Source organism: Nonomuraea indica (genome assembly GCF_002850745.1).
Taxonomy (GTDB): domain Bacteria; phylum Actinomycetota; class Actinomycetes; order Streptosporangiales; family Streptosporangiaceae; genus Nonomuraea; species Nonomuraea indica.
The window spans coordinates 14,170-28,049 of record NZ_KZ559474.1 but is presented as its reverse complement, the minus strand read 5'-3'; the positions used below and the strand labels follow the sequence as shown (position 1 = coordinate 28,049).

Below are 13,880 nucleotides of genomic sequence, written 5' to 3'. Positions count from 1 at the left end.
CCGCCGTCCTCGAAGCACCACGTCCGGAACGTCGCCCCACGAGCACCTACCCTCCGATGATCATGATGCGGTAGGGTGGCGCCGACATAGTCTGCGTCGTACGTGGGAGCGGGACAGTGAGGCCGGTGTCGTCCTGGGACCTCGGCGGTGAGCCGCGGGCACACGACCGCGTCGAGGCTGACTGATGGCGGTCGAGCTTCCGGCGGCTCTGCATGGCCCGTTCTCGCTGCTCGAAGTCGAATGGCCGCCGGAGGACGAGGATCATCTCCGCACGTGCGGGGCCGCATACCGCTTCTGTGCCACCAAGCTGACGGACACGGTGAATCCCGGCGCCCACGGTGCCGTCACGTACGCCTCCACGAAGAACTCCGGCGGCCACATCGACGAGGCCAACACCTTCTGGGCCGACTACCACGATGACGGGGAGCAGAAGGGGCACCTGCAGAGCCTCGCGGCCTCCCTGCACGCGCTTGCCGACGGTCACGATCTGTTCGCGAGGATCGTCGAGATCGTCAAGATCATCCTCAGGATGCTGGCGACGTACGTGCTGATCGTCCTGGTGTGGGCGGCCGCGTCGGCGGTGATCAGCGGCGGACTCGCCGCTCTCCAGGCCCGGGGAATGGTCATGATCATGCGGGCTTTCGCCAAGAAGGCGCTCGCGAAGCTGCGGCAGAAGTTCGAGCGGTATTTCGGACAGAAGCTGATTCGCGCCGTGGAGACCCGGCTGCGCCGGATGCTCGGGGCCAAGGCCCCGAAGTTCGCCGCCGCGGCCAAGCGCTCGCGCCTCGGCACGGCGTTCGGGCGCACGACCGCGCTGGCTGCCACCGGAGCCGTGACCGTGCTGCGGGCAGAGGCGCCCGACAAGCACTCTCCGCCTCCCGTCCACCGTCCGAGAAGCGATCCCGACGACCGGGCGTACCGGATCGGTCGTGACGGGGCGCCGACCATCGGCTACGATCACGACTTCCCCTACGACCCCCGTGCGAAGCCGACTCTTGACGACTACAAGAGCTGGTACAAGTGGCGGGCGATGTTGCGCGGCGGCCAGTGGAAACGTGAGGACCTGAAGGACGGCACCGCCGCGTACGAGCACTACATGAGCGGGTCGGGTGACGATTTCGAGGTCGATTTCGCGCGTGCGTACGAGGAGGACTACGGCATCCGGCAGTCCGTCGACTACGCGGTCGAGGACGCGATGACGGAGGCCATGCGCCTCCACAAGGAGACCGGCCAGAGCCAGTTCCGGATGACGGGCGGGGTGAGTGGCGCGGACTCCGAGACGGAGAACTGGCAGAAGACGCTGGGCAGCTTCACCACGTGGGGCTCGGCCGACGTCCGGATCGAGGGCGGGCGGGCGACCATGGAGATCACCATTCACGCCGAGGACCGATACAACTTCAACGAGGGGGCGAGGGACATCGCGACGGGCAAGCCCGACAACGAGAACGGGCGCTTCGAGACCCTCGGATGGGCCAGGTCCTTCCGCGCCCACGGGGCGCTGACACGCACCGTGACGTGGGACGTCCCGCCGGCCTGAGCCACGTGACGGCCGTCGACGTGCTGACGAGATCGTCGGGATGCCGGACACCTGCCCGATGGACGACGCGGCGGACGAGGCCACCGACCCCGAAGACCTCGCCCTGCAGGCGGCACGTCCGGCGCCCCGAGGGCCCGTCGAGACCTCCGTTCTAGAGGAGGCCGGCCGCGGCCAGGTGTTTGCCGACGCGGCCGATCTCGTCGTCGTTCAACGGGATCTGGGGCGAGGCCGTGACCGGGTGGGCGATGACGCCGCGCAGGTACAGCGCCGCCTTGAAGGCGCCGAGCCCCGACGAGCTGCCGCCCATCCGCGAGCCTCCCACCCGGACGATCTCGAAGAGCCGGACCAGCCGTTCCTGTTCCTGGCGGGCCGCCTCCCACTCGCCGCGGCCCGCGCAGGCGGCCAGCCGGACGTAGCCGTGGGGGTCGACGTTCCCGAGGCCCGGCACCACGCCGTCGGCGCCCATCCACAGGGCCGAGTCGACCGTCACCTCCGACCCCGTCAGCACGCTGAAGCCCGGCGTACGGCCCAGGATGACCTCCCGGAGGCCGCCGTCGTCGCCGCTGGAGTCCTTGACCCCGGCCAGCACCCCCTCGGCGGCCAGTTCCAGCAGCAGGCCGGCCGGGAGCTTGGTGTGGACCGACACCGGCAGGTCGTAGGCGTACAGCGGCAGCCCGGTCCGGGCCGCGATGAGCCGGAAGTGGGTGCGGATCTCCTCCGGGTGCGTACGCGTGTAGAAGGGCGCGGTGGCGACCAGGCCGGACACGCCCGCCTCGACGGCGGTCCTGGCGTGGTCGAGAACGCGGGGCGTCGTCATGTCGATCACCCCGGCGAGCACGGGTACCTGCCCGGCCACGTGGCCGACGACGGTGTCCAGCACCACTCGCCGGTGGGCGTCCGGCAGGTAGGCCACCTCGGAGGACGAACCCAGCACGAACAGCGCGTCGACGCCGCCTTCCAGCAGGTGGTCGACGAGCCGGGTGAGCGACCGGGCGTCCACCTCGCGGTCGGGGGTCATCGGGGTGCACACCGGGGGGATCACCCCTGTCAGGCCCCTCGATGCGCCGGCTCCGGGGGTCGACGGCGCGGGTCCGGCGGGGTCTGGCATCGTCACAAGCGCTCCTGGATCAGGTCGAGGTCGGTCGCTCCCGCCGCCACCGGGTGGTGGCAGTGGAAGAGGTGGTCGTCGCCGTCGGCGGTCGCGGCGGGCCAGGCCGCCGCGCACGTGTCGTCGGCGCGCCAGCAGCGGGTGCGGAACGGGCAGCCGCCGGGCGGCCGGGTGGCCGAGGGCACGGCGCCCGTGAGCGGGATCGGGGTGATGGGCGAGATCAGGCCGGGCGTCGCCGAGAACAGGGCCCGCGTGTACGGGTGCCGGGCCCGCAGGGGCACGGCGCGGGCCGGCGCCTGCTCCACGATCCGCCCCAGGTACATGCTGACCACCCGGTCGCTCATCCGCCTGACCGTCTGGATGTCGTGAGAGACGAACACCATGGCCAGGCCGAGCCGTTCCTTGAGGCCGAGCAGCAGGTTGAGGATCTGCGCGCGCACCGAGACGTCCAGCGCGCTGGTCGGCTCGTCGGCGACGAGCAGGGCGGGCTCCAGCGCGAGGGCGCGGGCGACGGCGACGCGCTGGCGCTGGCCGCCGGACAGCTGGCCGGGCAGCGCGTCGGCGACGGAGGCGGGCAGCCCGACGAGGCCGAGCAGCTCGCGGACGCGGGCGTCGCGCTCGGCGGGCGTGCCGCGCCGGTGCACGTCGAGAGGGTCGCGCAGGACCTGCCGGACGGGCAGCCGGCGGTTGAGCGCCGTGGACGGGTCCTGGAACACCATGCCGACGCTGGTGCCGACGAGGTGGCGGCGTTCGGCGTCCTTCATGGCCCACAGGTCACGGCCGTGCAGGGTCACGGTTCCCGACGTGGGCCGCTGCAGCCCGACGAGGACCCTGGCCAGGGTGGACTTGCCGCAGCCGGACTCCCCCACGACGCCGACGGTCTCGCCGGGGGCGATGGTCAGGTCCGCGCCGGTCAGGGCGTGGACGCGGTCGCGGGAGAACAGCCCGCCCGTGCGCGCCTTGTGGACGACGTGGGCGTCCCTGAGCTCAAGCACGATCCTCACTCCCCTGCCGGCCGCTCCCCGCGGTCTCCAGACCTGCCGGCAGGACGGGCGCCGGGTGGTGGCAGGCGTACGCGTGCCGGTGCGCGTCGCCCTCCAGCGCGGGCGCGTCGGTCCAGCACTCGGCCGTCGCCATCGGGCACCGGTCGGCGAACCGGCATCCGGCGGGGAACCCCGAGGGCGGCGGAACGACGCCGCGGATCTGGGTGAGCCGCTCGGCTCCCGACTCCAGCGACAGCACGGAGCCGAGCAGCCCCCGGGCGTAGTGGTGGGCGGGCGCGCCCACGAGCGTCGCCGTGGCGCCCGTCTCGACGATCTGCCCGCCGTACATGACGACGACCCGGTCGGTGACGTCGGCCACGAGCGCGAGGTCGTGGGAGACGAGGATCAGCGCGAACCCCAGCTCCTCGCGCAGCCGCAGCAGCAGCTCGATGACCTGGGCCTGCACGGTCACGTCGAGCGCGGTGGTGGGCTCGTCGGCGACGATCAGCCGGGGCTCGCGCGACAGCGCCATCGCGATGAGCACCCGTTGCCGCTGCCCGCCGGACAGCTCGTGCGGGTACGCCGACAGGGTGCGGCGGGCGTCGAGACCGACGAGCTCCAGCAGCTCGGCCGGCGAGCGGCGGCCGCCCCGGCGGGTGACCTGCTTGAGCTGGGCGTTGACGGTCATCGCGGGGTTCAGGGACGACAGCGCGTCCTGGTAGATCATGGCCATGTCGTGGCCGAGCAGCCTGCGGCGGTCCTTGCGCGGCAGGGTGAGCAGGTCCCGCCCGTCGAAGCGGACGTGGCCGCTGACGCGGGCCTCCCGGGGCTGCAGGCCCATGATCGTCAGCGCGGTCAGCGACTTGCCGCACCCCGACTCGCCGACCAGGCCGAGCACCTCGCCGGGCCGTACGTCGAACGAGACGCCGTCGACGATGTCCACGCCCTCCGCGAAGCCGATGCGCAGCCGCTCCACCGACAGGATCGGCGGGCCGTCGGGCAGGGGCCGGGCACGCTCGGCGAGCCGGCGGGCCGCCTCGGCGAGGCCGGGCAGCTCGACGACCTCGCCGGAGCCGGGCTCGGCGCGCTCCACGGGGTCGTCCTCCACGGGCACGGCCTTCCGGGCCGCGGGTGCGGCCCAGGCGTCGGAGACCCCCTCGGACAGGATGTTCAGGGCGAGCACGGTGACGAGGATGAGCAGGCCGGGGAAGACCGTGGCCCACCAGCCGCCGAGCAGGACGAGGTTCTTTCCGTCGGCGATGACGCTGCCCCAGGACGGGTCGGGCGGGCGGACGCCGGCGCCGATGAACGACAACGAGGCCTCCAGCACGATGGCGTCGGCGACCATCACCGTGCAGAACACGAGCACCGGCGCCGCGCAGTTGACGGCCACGTGCCGGAGCAGGATGTGCGAGGTGCGGGCGCCGATGACGCGCTCGGCCGCGACGTAGTCCTCGCCGTACTGGGCGAGGACGTTGGCCCGCACGACCCGCGCCACGGACGGCATGTAGAGGAAGGCGATGGCCATGACGAGCACGGGGACGCTGCCGCCGAACACGGCCACCAGCACCGCGGCCAGCGCGATCCCCGGGAAGGCCATGATGACGTCGAGCACCCGCATGAGCGTCTCGTCCACGGCGCGGCGGGAGGTGGCCGCGACGGCGCCGACGAGCGCCCCGGCCAGCAGGGCGAGGGCGGTCGCGCCGAGGCCGATGAGCAGCGACCAGCGCGCGCCGTACAGGAGCCTGGACAGGATGTCGCGGTTGGCGCTGTCGAGCCCCATCCAGTGGGCGGCGGACGGGCCGCCGCCGGTGGCCTCCTGCACGTACGGCGAGTGCGGCGCGATCCACGGCGCGAGCAGCGCGGCGAGCACGACGAGCGCGATGACGGCGACGGCGGCCCACGACAGCGGGCGCAGCCGGCGGAAGCCGATGCCGGGCCTGGACAGGCGCTCCCCCAGGGCACGTCTCATGCGGCGCTCCTCAGGCGGGGGTTGACGAGCAGGTAGAGGATGTCGACGGCGAGGTTGACGACCATGAACCCGACCGCGATCGTCAGCACCACGCCCTGCACCACGGCCGGGTCGCCGTCGCGCACCGCGTTGATCATGAGCTGGCCCATGCCGGGCAGGCCGTAGATCTGCTCGATGACGACGGTGCCGCCGATGAGGTAGCCGATGCGCAGGCCGAGCACGGTGAGCGGGTTGATGAGGGCGTTGCGCAGCACGTTGCGGCCGACCACGACGACGGGCGGCAGGCCGCTGCCGATCGCGGTGCGGACGTAGTCGCGGTCCAGCTCCTCGACCATGGACGTGCGGATGATGCGGGTGAGCTGGGCGGCGACCGGCAGCGACAGTGACAGGGCGGGCAGCGTCATCGAGCGCAGCCAGCCGGTGAAGGAGTCGGCCGGGTTGATGTAGCCGCCGGTCGGGAACAGGCCCTCGCCGACCGCCAGCCACTGGACCATCAGCAGCGCCAGCCAGAACGCGGGCGCCGCGACGCCGACCAGCGAGACGACGCGGATGACCTGGTCGGGCCAGCGGTCGCGGAACAGCGCGGCGGTGACGCCGAGGACGAGCGCCAGCACCACGGCCACGGCCAGGCCGAGGAACGTGAGCTGGAGCGTCAGCGGCAGCGCCGTCGTCACCGACTCGATGACCGGCTTGCGGGTGAGCACGCTGGTGCCCATGTCACCCTGGACGAGGTCGGCGACGAAGCGCAGGTAGCGCAGCGGCAGCGGGTCGAGCAGGCCGTTCTCCAGCTGGAACTGGCGGATCTGCTCGGGGGTCGGGTTCGCGCCCTGGAAGTAGGCGTACTCCGGCTTGTTGCCGGAGAAGCGCATCACGACGAACACGAACGCGACGACCCCGAGCAGCAGCGGCACCAAGATGAGCACGCGCCGGACGAGCAGGCGGGCGATGAGGACCATGGCGGCTCAGACGCGCTTGGTCTGCAGCAGGTTGATGCCCGGGTACGGCTGCGCGCGCACCCCGGTCAGCTTCTTCGGGTCCCAGGCGGTCATCAGCTCGGTGTGCACCACCGGGTAGACGACGGCCTGCTCGGCGATCACGTCGAGGTACTTGCGCACCAGTTCGGCCTTCTTCGCCTTGTCGGGCTCCTTGGTCGCCTCGTCCATCATGGCGAACAGCGCCTTGGCGTCCTTGCTGCCCTCGAAGTGGCTGTACTTCATCCACAGGCCGCCGGAGACGTAGTTGTAGCGCAGGATGAGGTCGGCGTCCATGCCGAACTGGTTGGGGTTCGAGGCGGCCGCCACCACCTGGTAATCCTGGAACTGGTCCATCTTGGTGAACAGCGCGGCCGTGTCCTGTGGCTCCAGCGTGGTCTTGACGCCGATGGCCTCCCAGGAGGCGGCGATGGTGGGCAGGCAGTCGACGAGCCAGCTCACGTTCACCGACATGAGGTTGACCGTCAGGCCGCTGACGCCCGCCTCCTTGAGCAGCGCCTTGGCCTTGTCCGGGTCGTGGTCGTAGACGACCGCGGCCCGCCGGTGGTCGGGGTGGCCCTCGTTGAGGAACGAGCTGGAGGCGGTGCCGTGGCCCTTGAGCGCCACGTCGATGAGCTTCCTCTTGTCGATCGCGTAGTGCAGCGCCTGGCGGACGCGGACGTCGTCGAACGGCTTGGCGCCGGTGTTGAACATCAGGAACAGGTGGTTCATGCCGGCGCCGCCCTCCACCGTGAGGCCCTGCTGCTTGAGCCGGTCCACGTTGGCGTACGGGATGTTGTCGGCGATCTGCGCCTCGGCGGAGGAGCCGGAGATCTTGGCGACGCGGGCGGCGGCGTCGACGATGCTCAGCCAGTTCATCTTCTTGGCCGCGGCCGGGCGGGGGCCGTTGTAGCCGTCGAACGCCTCGAAGGTGGTGTTGGACTTGGGGTTGTGCTGCACCAGCTTGTACGGCCCGGAGCCGACGGCCTTGCCGCCCTTGGCGGCGTCCCAGGCGCCCGGCTGGCCGAAGACGTGCCTGGGCATGATCTTGGCGATGGTGAGCCGGGGGGCGGCGTCGGGGAAGGGGAACTTGAAGACCAGCTCGACGGTCTTGTCGTCGACCTTCTTGACCTCCTGGAGCCAGGTTCGGAAGAAGTTGCCGGCGAGGACGTTCGCCTGGGGGTCGAGGACCCGCTGGTAGGTGAAGACGACGTCGTCGGCGGTGACGGGCTGCCCGTCGTGCCACTTGGCGCCGTCGCGGAGGGTGAACCTCCAGGTGGTCGCGTTCGGGTCCGACGGGAGCGCGGTCGCCAGGGCCGGGTACGGTTCCCGGGTGATCGGGTCGGTGTCGAGCAGGCCCTCGTAGACGTGGGCGATGCCGGCCATGGCGAAGGCCGAGGCGGTCTGGGTGGGGTCCCAGCTCTGGTCGTTGCCGTACCCGATGACGGCGGTGATCAGGTCCTTGTTCGAGCCCGCCCCGACCGAGCCGGTGGAGGCCGGGCCTCCCGAGCAGGCGGAGAGGGTGGCCGCGATGAACGCCGCCGCACCCGTTGCCCCGCTGTGACGCAGGAAGTCGCGGCGGCTGAGGTCAGAGCTCACGGATGCCTCCTGGGGGTAGAACGTGGGACATCCCATGTCCTATCTTGTGCGTAACGTGGACGCTAGAGGCGAGAGCCGCTTGAGGTCAACAGGGGATTTCCGGAATGTTACCTAAGCGCCTACCAGAGAGGGATTTTTCATGACCACTGTCCCGCGCTCCCGGCTCAGCCGGGCCGTGGAGGCCCAGGAGGGCGTCAAGGACCTGATTCTCAGGCGTGGCCTGGTCGCGGGTGACCCGCTGCCGACCGAATCGGAGCTGATGGAGGAGCTGGCCATCAGCCGCAACTCCGTGCGGGAGGCGCTGAAAGCCCTTCAGGCGGTCGGGATCGTGGAGATCCGCCACGGGTTCGGCATGTTCGTCGGGCGCATGTCCCTGGCCGGGCTGGTCGACGAGCTGGCCTTCCACAGCCGCATCACGCTGCAGGGCGGCCGCAACCATCTCGCCCACCTCACCGAGATCCGGGAGATGCTGGAGAGCGGGCTGGTCCTGCGCCTGATCGACCTCGGCGGCGAGGCCGACCTCGGGCCGGTGGCCGAGGTCATGGCCCGCATGGAGACGGAGGCCCAGGTCGGCGCGGTCTCCCCCGAGACGGACCGGCTCTTCCACGACCTGCTCTACCGCCCGCTCGGCAACCCGCTGGTCAGCCAGCTCCTCGGAGCCTTCTGGGACGTCTTCCACCAGCTCCGCGACGAGATCGGCACGCCGGACGAGACGCCGGAGGACGTGGCCAGACGGCACCGCGACATCCTGGCGGCGGTCATGGCCGGCGACCACGGCGCGGCGACCGCGGCGGTGCAGGCCCACTTCGAGGGCGTGCGCAACCGGCTGGCCCGCCTCTCGCCGCCCTGGTGACCGGAGCGCGTCCCTCCACGCGGTGAACCGGCCCCTACGACTCCAGGCCCAAGGGAGGACTGGCAGACATCCTACGTTGGACGTAGGATCTCCGCTCAATCAACTCCTCCTGTCAGGAAGGGGCCAGGTCATGCACGCTGGTCATCCCCCGGAGCGCCGCACCAGGCGCTCTCGCCGCCGCCGTGCCGGTGCCGTGCTGGTGCTCGCAGGCTTACTCGTCAGCACGTTCGGCGCGCCCGCGAACGCGGCGCCGACGGAGACCCCGGAGGCCGGCGCGACCGCCGGCGCCGCACCGTTCGTGGACGAGCAGGTGCTCTACAAGCAGGGCGACTTCGGGTACGGCTGCTTCCGGATCCCCGCCGTGGTCCGGGCCGCGAACGGCATGCTCCTGGCGTTCGCCGAGGGGCGGGTGAAGGACTGCGGCGACGACGAGGACATCGACCTCGTGCTGCGCCGTTCCGCCGACGGCGGGCGGACGTGGGGGCCGCTGCAGGTGGTCTCGGAGGGCAACGGCACGACCCACGGCAACCCGGTGCCGATCGTCGACGAGCGTACGGGCCGCGTCGTGCTGGTGAGCACCCACAACGGCGCGGAGCCGTGCCCGAACGGCTGCGACCGCGACCCCTGGGTGCAGTTCAGCGACGACCATGGGGCCACCTGGTCGGCCGCCAGGGAGATGACCGAGGGCAAGCGCCCGGAGTGGAACTTCTGGTACGCCACCGGCCCGATGCACGGCATCCAGCTCAAGCGCGGCCCGCACGCCGGCCGGCTGATCGTCGGAGCGAACTTCGAGAGCTGGGACCGGGTCGGCGCGCACGTCTACGGCACGCACCTGCTCTACAGCGACGACAGCGGCGTGACGTGGAACATCGGCGCCGAGACGTCCCACGACGACGGCACGATCATCGCCCAGGAGGTCACCGTCGTCGAGCTCACCGACGGGCGGATCTACGCCTCCGCCCGCGAGCGCGGCACCGACGAGGGCAGCCGGGCGTACGCGACGAGCAGCGACGGCGGCGAGACGTGGGACGCGCCGTTCCGCACCATGCCGGCGCTGGCGACGACCGACGTCCAGGCGTCGCTGCTGCGGTTCAGCGACGACCGCATCCTCTTCTCCTCGCCGATGCACCCGAGCGCCCGGGAGGCCATGGGCATCCGGTCGTCCACCGACGAGGGCGACCGCTTCGAGACCTGGCAGGAGGGCAAGGTCTTCCACTGGGGGCCGTCGGCGTACTCCGACATGGTGCGGCTGGACGGAGACGAGGCGGCCCTGATGTACGAGGGCGGCACCGTCACCCCGTACGAGCAGATCCGGTTCGCGCGGTTCAACGAGGCGTACCTGGAGACGCCGAACGGCACCCCGCCGGGCATCCCCGCGCCCCCGGCGCCCGGTCCGACGACGCCCGACACCTCGCCGTACCACAACGAGGCGTACGTCCGCGGCGGCGCGCAGACCACCGGCGGGCGGTTCGGCGACGGGCTGGCCCTGGACCGGGTGGACGACCGGGTGGAGGTGGCGTTCGACGACTCCATCGACCTCGGCGCGAAGGACTTCACGCTGACCTCCTGGATCAGGTACTCGGAGCAGACCGGCGCGCACGCCATCCTCTGGTTCCACCGGGTGAACCGGGGCACCAACCCGCCGGCGCTGTGGCTGCGGGCCGAACCGGCCAGTAACCGCATCCGGGCGGTCCTGTCCGTCGACCGGTTCAACGTCACCGTGCAGTCGCCGAGCGCGTACAACGACGGGCAGTGGCACTTCGTGGTGCTCCAGCGGGTCGACGGCGAGCTGCGGCTGCTGGTGGACGGCGCGCAGGTCTCGTCGGCGAAGGCGCCGGCCGGCTCGCTGACCCTCGGCAAGGAGTTCGGGCTCGGGGGCATCCACATCGGACAGCGGATGGACGGCGTGGACCGCTTCCGCGGGACGCTGGACGAGGTACGCGTCTACCGGCGCGCCCTCACCGGCACCGAACTCGACCTGATCCGGCGGCACAACCTCCCGATCGGCGGGCGGCTCGGGCTGCGGCTGCCGTTCGACCAGGTCGGCTGAGAGGACGCGAACCGCGTGGCGATGGCGCCCCCGGGGCCCCGGTGGGCGTCATCGCCCTGACGGTGACCGGCGCCGGCACGTCCCGCCGGCGCCCGCTACTCCCCGGGGAACAGCTCGGGCAGCCGCGCCGGACCACGACCTTGATCCCGATGACCGCGGGAACCTCGCTGCGGATCACCGGCGGCACTCCGGGACGGGTAACAGGACCGTGCCCCAGGGGCCGCCGAGCGTCCTTGGCGTCAGCTCCTTCATGCCGACCCGCCAGCCGATCTCCATACATGGGACATCCTACGTCTTGAACGAGGGGCGACCAAGCCTCGTCTGCCAGGTGGCCCGTCCATGTCGGCGGTGTGAAATTTCCGGCCCCGGCTGGCCTCCGAGGTCCCAGAGGTGGGATGTTCTGAGGCAAGGACTTCGACGAGCCTGGAGGCAGCATGCGGGCGCGTGACGGCGCGTCGCTTCAGGAGCGCATCGTCGCTCTGATCCACGAGCGCGGACTGGCCCCCGGCGCGCCGATGCCCACCGAGGTGCAGCTGATGGAGCTGCTCGGGGCGAGCCGCAACAGCGTCCGCGAGGCCGTGCAGGCCCTGCGGGCGTTGGGCATCGTCGAGATCCGGCACGGTCATGGGACGTTCGTCGGGCACGCGTCGCTCGACGTGCTGACCCCGTCGCTCGCCTTCCGGGTGCGTTCGGGGCCGGGCGGCGGGATCCGCGCGCTGCACGATCTGGTCGAGGTCCGCGAGCTGCTCGAGACCGAGCTGATCGGCCAGGTGGCCCAGAGCACCAGCGGTCCCCGGCTCGCCGCGCTGGAGGCCCTGGTCAACGGCATGGACCGGGACCGGGAGGCCGATCGGGCGTTCCACGCGCTGCTGTACGAGTCGTGCGGCAACGAGCTGGTGCTGCAGCTGATCGGCCTGTTCTGGGACGTCTACCACGAGGTCGAGCCGACGCTCGGCCCGCCGGAGGAGCGGACGGCGGAGATCGTCGTCAACCACCGCCGGATCGTGGCGGCGCTCCGCGCTCGGGACCCCGGGGCCGCCCGGGAGGCGATGCGGCTGCACTTCCGCGACGTCAAGGCGCGCATCGCCCGCGCGGAGGCCCGGCCGGTCCCCACCCCGACCTGACCCGCCCCCACAGGACCGCCGCCCCCTCAGGACCCGTCATCGCAACGAACCGGTCTCACGCCCACCGCCTATCGGGCGGCTTTCACCAGACAGGGAAGCCTCGTTGAGCGACGTACCAGATCTCGGCCCGATGCCCCGGCGCATCACGGTGGACGCGGAGCAGGCCCATCGGCTCGTCGCCGGACAGTTCCCCCAGTGGGCGGACCTCCCGGTCGAGCCCGTGGCCGACGGCGGCTGGGACAACTGGACCTTCCGCCTCGGCGACGGCATGCTGGTGCGTCTGCCCAGCGCGTCCGAGTACGCCCTGGCGGTCGAGAAGGAACACCGGTGGCTTCCGCTTCTCGCCTCCCGGCTTCCGCTGCCCGTCCCGGCCCCGCTGGCGAAGGGCGAGCCTGGTGCGGGCTACCCCTTCCCGTGGTCGATCTACCAGTGGCTTGACGGCGAGCCCGCGAGCGCCGGCCGGATCGCCGATCCGGTCGGATTCGCGCTGGAGCTGGCCGGTTTCGTCGCTGCCCTGCGGAACGTCGACGCCGCCGACGGCCCCCGGCCGGGGAAGCACAACTGGTTCCGAGGCGCCACGCTGCGCACCTATGAGGGGCTGCTGGAGAGCGCGCTGGCGAAACTCGACGGCCACGTCGACGTCGGCCTGGCGCGGGAGATCTGGAAGACCGCCCTGGGCGCGCGCTGGGACGGTGTGGACCGCTGGTTCCACGGTGACCTCGCCCAGGGCAATCTCCTGCTCGAAGACGGGCGCCTGGCAGCCGTCATCGACTTCGGCACCTGCGGCGTCGGCGACCCGGCCTGCGACCTGGCGATCGCATGGACCCTGCTGACCGCCGACGGCCGCCAGGCGTTCCGCGAGCGACTGTCCGTCGACGATGCGAGCTGGGCGCGCGGGCGGGGCTGGGCCCTCTGGAAGACGATGGTCACCTGCTCCTCCACCCTGGGCGACACCGGCAGGCCGGCGCTGGAAGCACGGCGCGCGCTGACCGAGATCCTCGCCGAGTACCGCACTTCCACCGCACCGACGACAGCGACCCGATAGGCCGACCTCGCCCGGTCATGGGCGAGACCGTCAGCGCGGCATCGGGATCGAGCGGCGGGCACGGCCGCAACCGAAAGTCGCCGTGCGGTGTTGGGAGGGTATGGGACGAACTGACGAGGAACGACGATGACGACGCTCTGCACGACGATGGACAGCCCGCTGGGCGAACTGCTGCTGGCCGGTGAGCGGAGCCCGGGCGCACCGGGCGGCACCGCGCTCGCTCCGTCCCCGGCCAGAGGGGCGGAGCGACCGTACGGCCCGGCTGGGCGCGGGAGCCCGACGCCTTCACCGCGATCGTCGAGCAGCTGACCGCCTACTTCGCGGGCACGCTGACCCGCTTCGACATCCGGTACGTCCCCTCCGGTTCCGCCTTCCAGCGGCGGGTCTGGGAGGCGCTGGACGCCATCCCGTACGGAACCACCCTCACCTATGGCGACGTGGCGGCCAGGATCGGTGAGCCGCGCGGCGCGGCCCGGACCGTCGGTACCGCCATCGGCGCCAACCCCCTGCTCGTCGTGCGGCCCTGTCACCGGGTCGTCGGCGCGAACGGCTCACTGACGGGCTACGCCGGCGGCCTCGAACGCAAGCGGCTCCTGCTCGCCTTCGAGGGCGTGGCACTCGCCGTCTGACTCCGGAGA

General features: G+C 71.7%; 11 protein-coding genes. 6 read left to right on the top strand and 5 right to left on the bottom strand.

Annotated elements, in window-relative coordinates:
- Positions 1 to 184 precede the first annotated feature (184 nt).
- Positions 185 to 1,537, top strand: coding sequence for a WXG100-like domain-containing protein (locus tag CXR44_RS22500; protein ID WP_101788098.1), 1,353 nt, complete (start codon positions 185 to 187; stop codon positions 1,535 to 1,537).
- Between the two features lie 151 nt (positions 1,538 to 1,688).
- Here CXR44_RS22500 and CXR44_RS22495 read toward each other — a convergent pair whose 3' ends face one another.
- From CXR44_RS22495 to CXR44_RS22475, 5 genes are read right to left on the bottom strand one after another with little or no spacing between them, the layout of a single operon-like run.
- The gene (locus CXR44_RS22495) at positions 1,689 to 2,645 is read right to left on the bottom strand and encodes a dihydrodipicolinate synthase family protein (RefSeq protein ID WP_101788097.1); all 957 of its coding nucleotides are present in this window, start codon (positions 2,643 to 2,645) and stop codon (positions 1,689 to 1,691) included.
- A gap of 2 nt (positions 2,646 to 2,647) precedes the next feature.
- Positions 2,648 to 3,640 carry an oligopeptide/dipeptide ABC transporter ATP-binding protein gene (locus tag CXR44_RS22490; protein WP_245899331.1) on the bottom strand — a complete coding sequence of 331 codons (993 nt, stop codon included), beginning with the start codon at positions 3,638 to 3,640 and terminating at the stop codon, positions 2,648 to 2,650.
- Positions 3,633 to 5,600: a dipeptide/oligopeptide/nickel ABC transporter permease/ATP-binding protein gene (locus CXR44_RS22485; RefSeq protein WP_101788095.1), complete on the bottom strand. Its 1,968-nt coding sequence runs from the start codon at positions 5,598 to 5,600 to the stop codon at positions 3,633 to 3,635. Before CXR44_RS22485 ends, CXR44_RS22490 begins: the two co-directional genes overlap by 8 nt.
- Complete coding sequence (locus CXR44_RS22480) at positions 5,597 to 6,556, bottom strand: ABC transporter permease (RefSeq protein ID WP_101788094.1); 960 nt, start codon at positions 6,554 to 6,556, stop codon at positions 5,597 to 5,599. Before CXR44_RS22480 ends, CXR44_RS22485 begins: the two co-directional genes overlap by 4 nt.
- 6 nt (positions 6,557 to 6,562) lie before the next feature.
- Entirely contained in the window at positions 6,563 to 8,170 is a 1,608-nt protein-coding gene (locus tag CXR44_RS22475; RefSeq protein ID WP_219601953.1) for an ABC transporter substrate-binding protein, read from the bottom strand.
- Between the two features lie 139 nt (positions 8,171 to 8,309).
- Between CXR44_RS22475 and CXR44_RS22470 the strand changes: the two genes are divergently transcribed.
- The 5 genes from CXR44_RS22470 to CXR44_RS22450 all read left to right on the top strand — a co-directional run bounded on the left by CXR44_RS22470 (position 8,310) and on the right by CXR44_RS22450 (position 13,871).
- Positions 8,310 to 9,023 carry a FadR/GntR family transcriptional regulator gene (locus tag CXR44_RS22470; protein WP_101788092.1) on the top strand — a complete coding sequence of 238 codons (714 nt, stop codon included), beginning with the start codon at positions 8,310 to 8,312 and terminating at the stop codon, positions 9,021 to 9,023.
- 199 nt (positions 9,024 to 9,222) lie between these two features.
- Positions 9,223 to 11,073 (top strand): sialidase family protein, encoded by a 1,851-nt coding sequence (locus tag CXR44_RS22465; protein WP_219601952.1) that lies wholly within the window; start codon positions 9,223 to 9,225, stop codon positions 11,071 to 11,073.
- A 434-nt stretch (positions 11,074 to 11,507) separates the two neighbouring features.
- Positions 11,508 to 12,197, top strand: coding sequence for a FadR/GntR family transcriptional regulator (locus tag CXR44_RS22460; RefSeq protein ID WP_101788091.1), 690 nt, complete (start codon positions 11,508 to 11,510; stop codon positions 12,195 to 12,197).
- A gap of 103 nt (positions 12,198 to 12,300) precedes the next feature.
- Positions 12,301 to 13,242, top strand: coding sequence for an aminoglycoside phosphotransferase family protein (locus CXR44_RS22455; RefSeq protein WP_245899330.1), 942 nt, complete (start codon positions 12,301 to 12,303; stop codon positions 13,240 to 13,242).
- Positions 13,243 to 13,535: 293 nt separating this feature from the next.
- On the top strand, positions 13,536 to 13,871 hold the full coding sequence (locus tag CXR44_RS22450; RefSeq protein ID WP_219601968.1) for a methylated-DNA--[protein]-cysteine S-methyltransferase: 336 nt from the start codon (positions 13,536 to 13,538) through the stop codon (positions 13,869 to 13,871).
- Positions 13,872 to 13,880 lie beyond the last annotated feature (9 nt).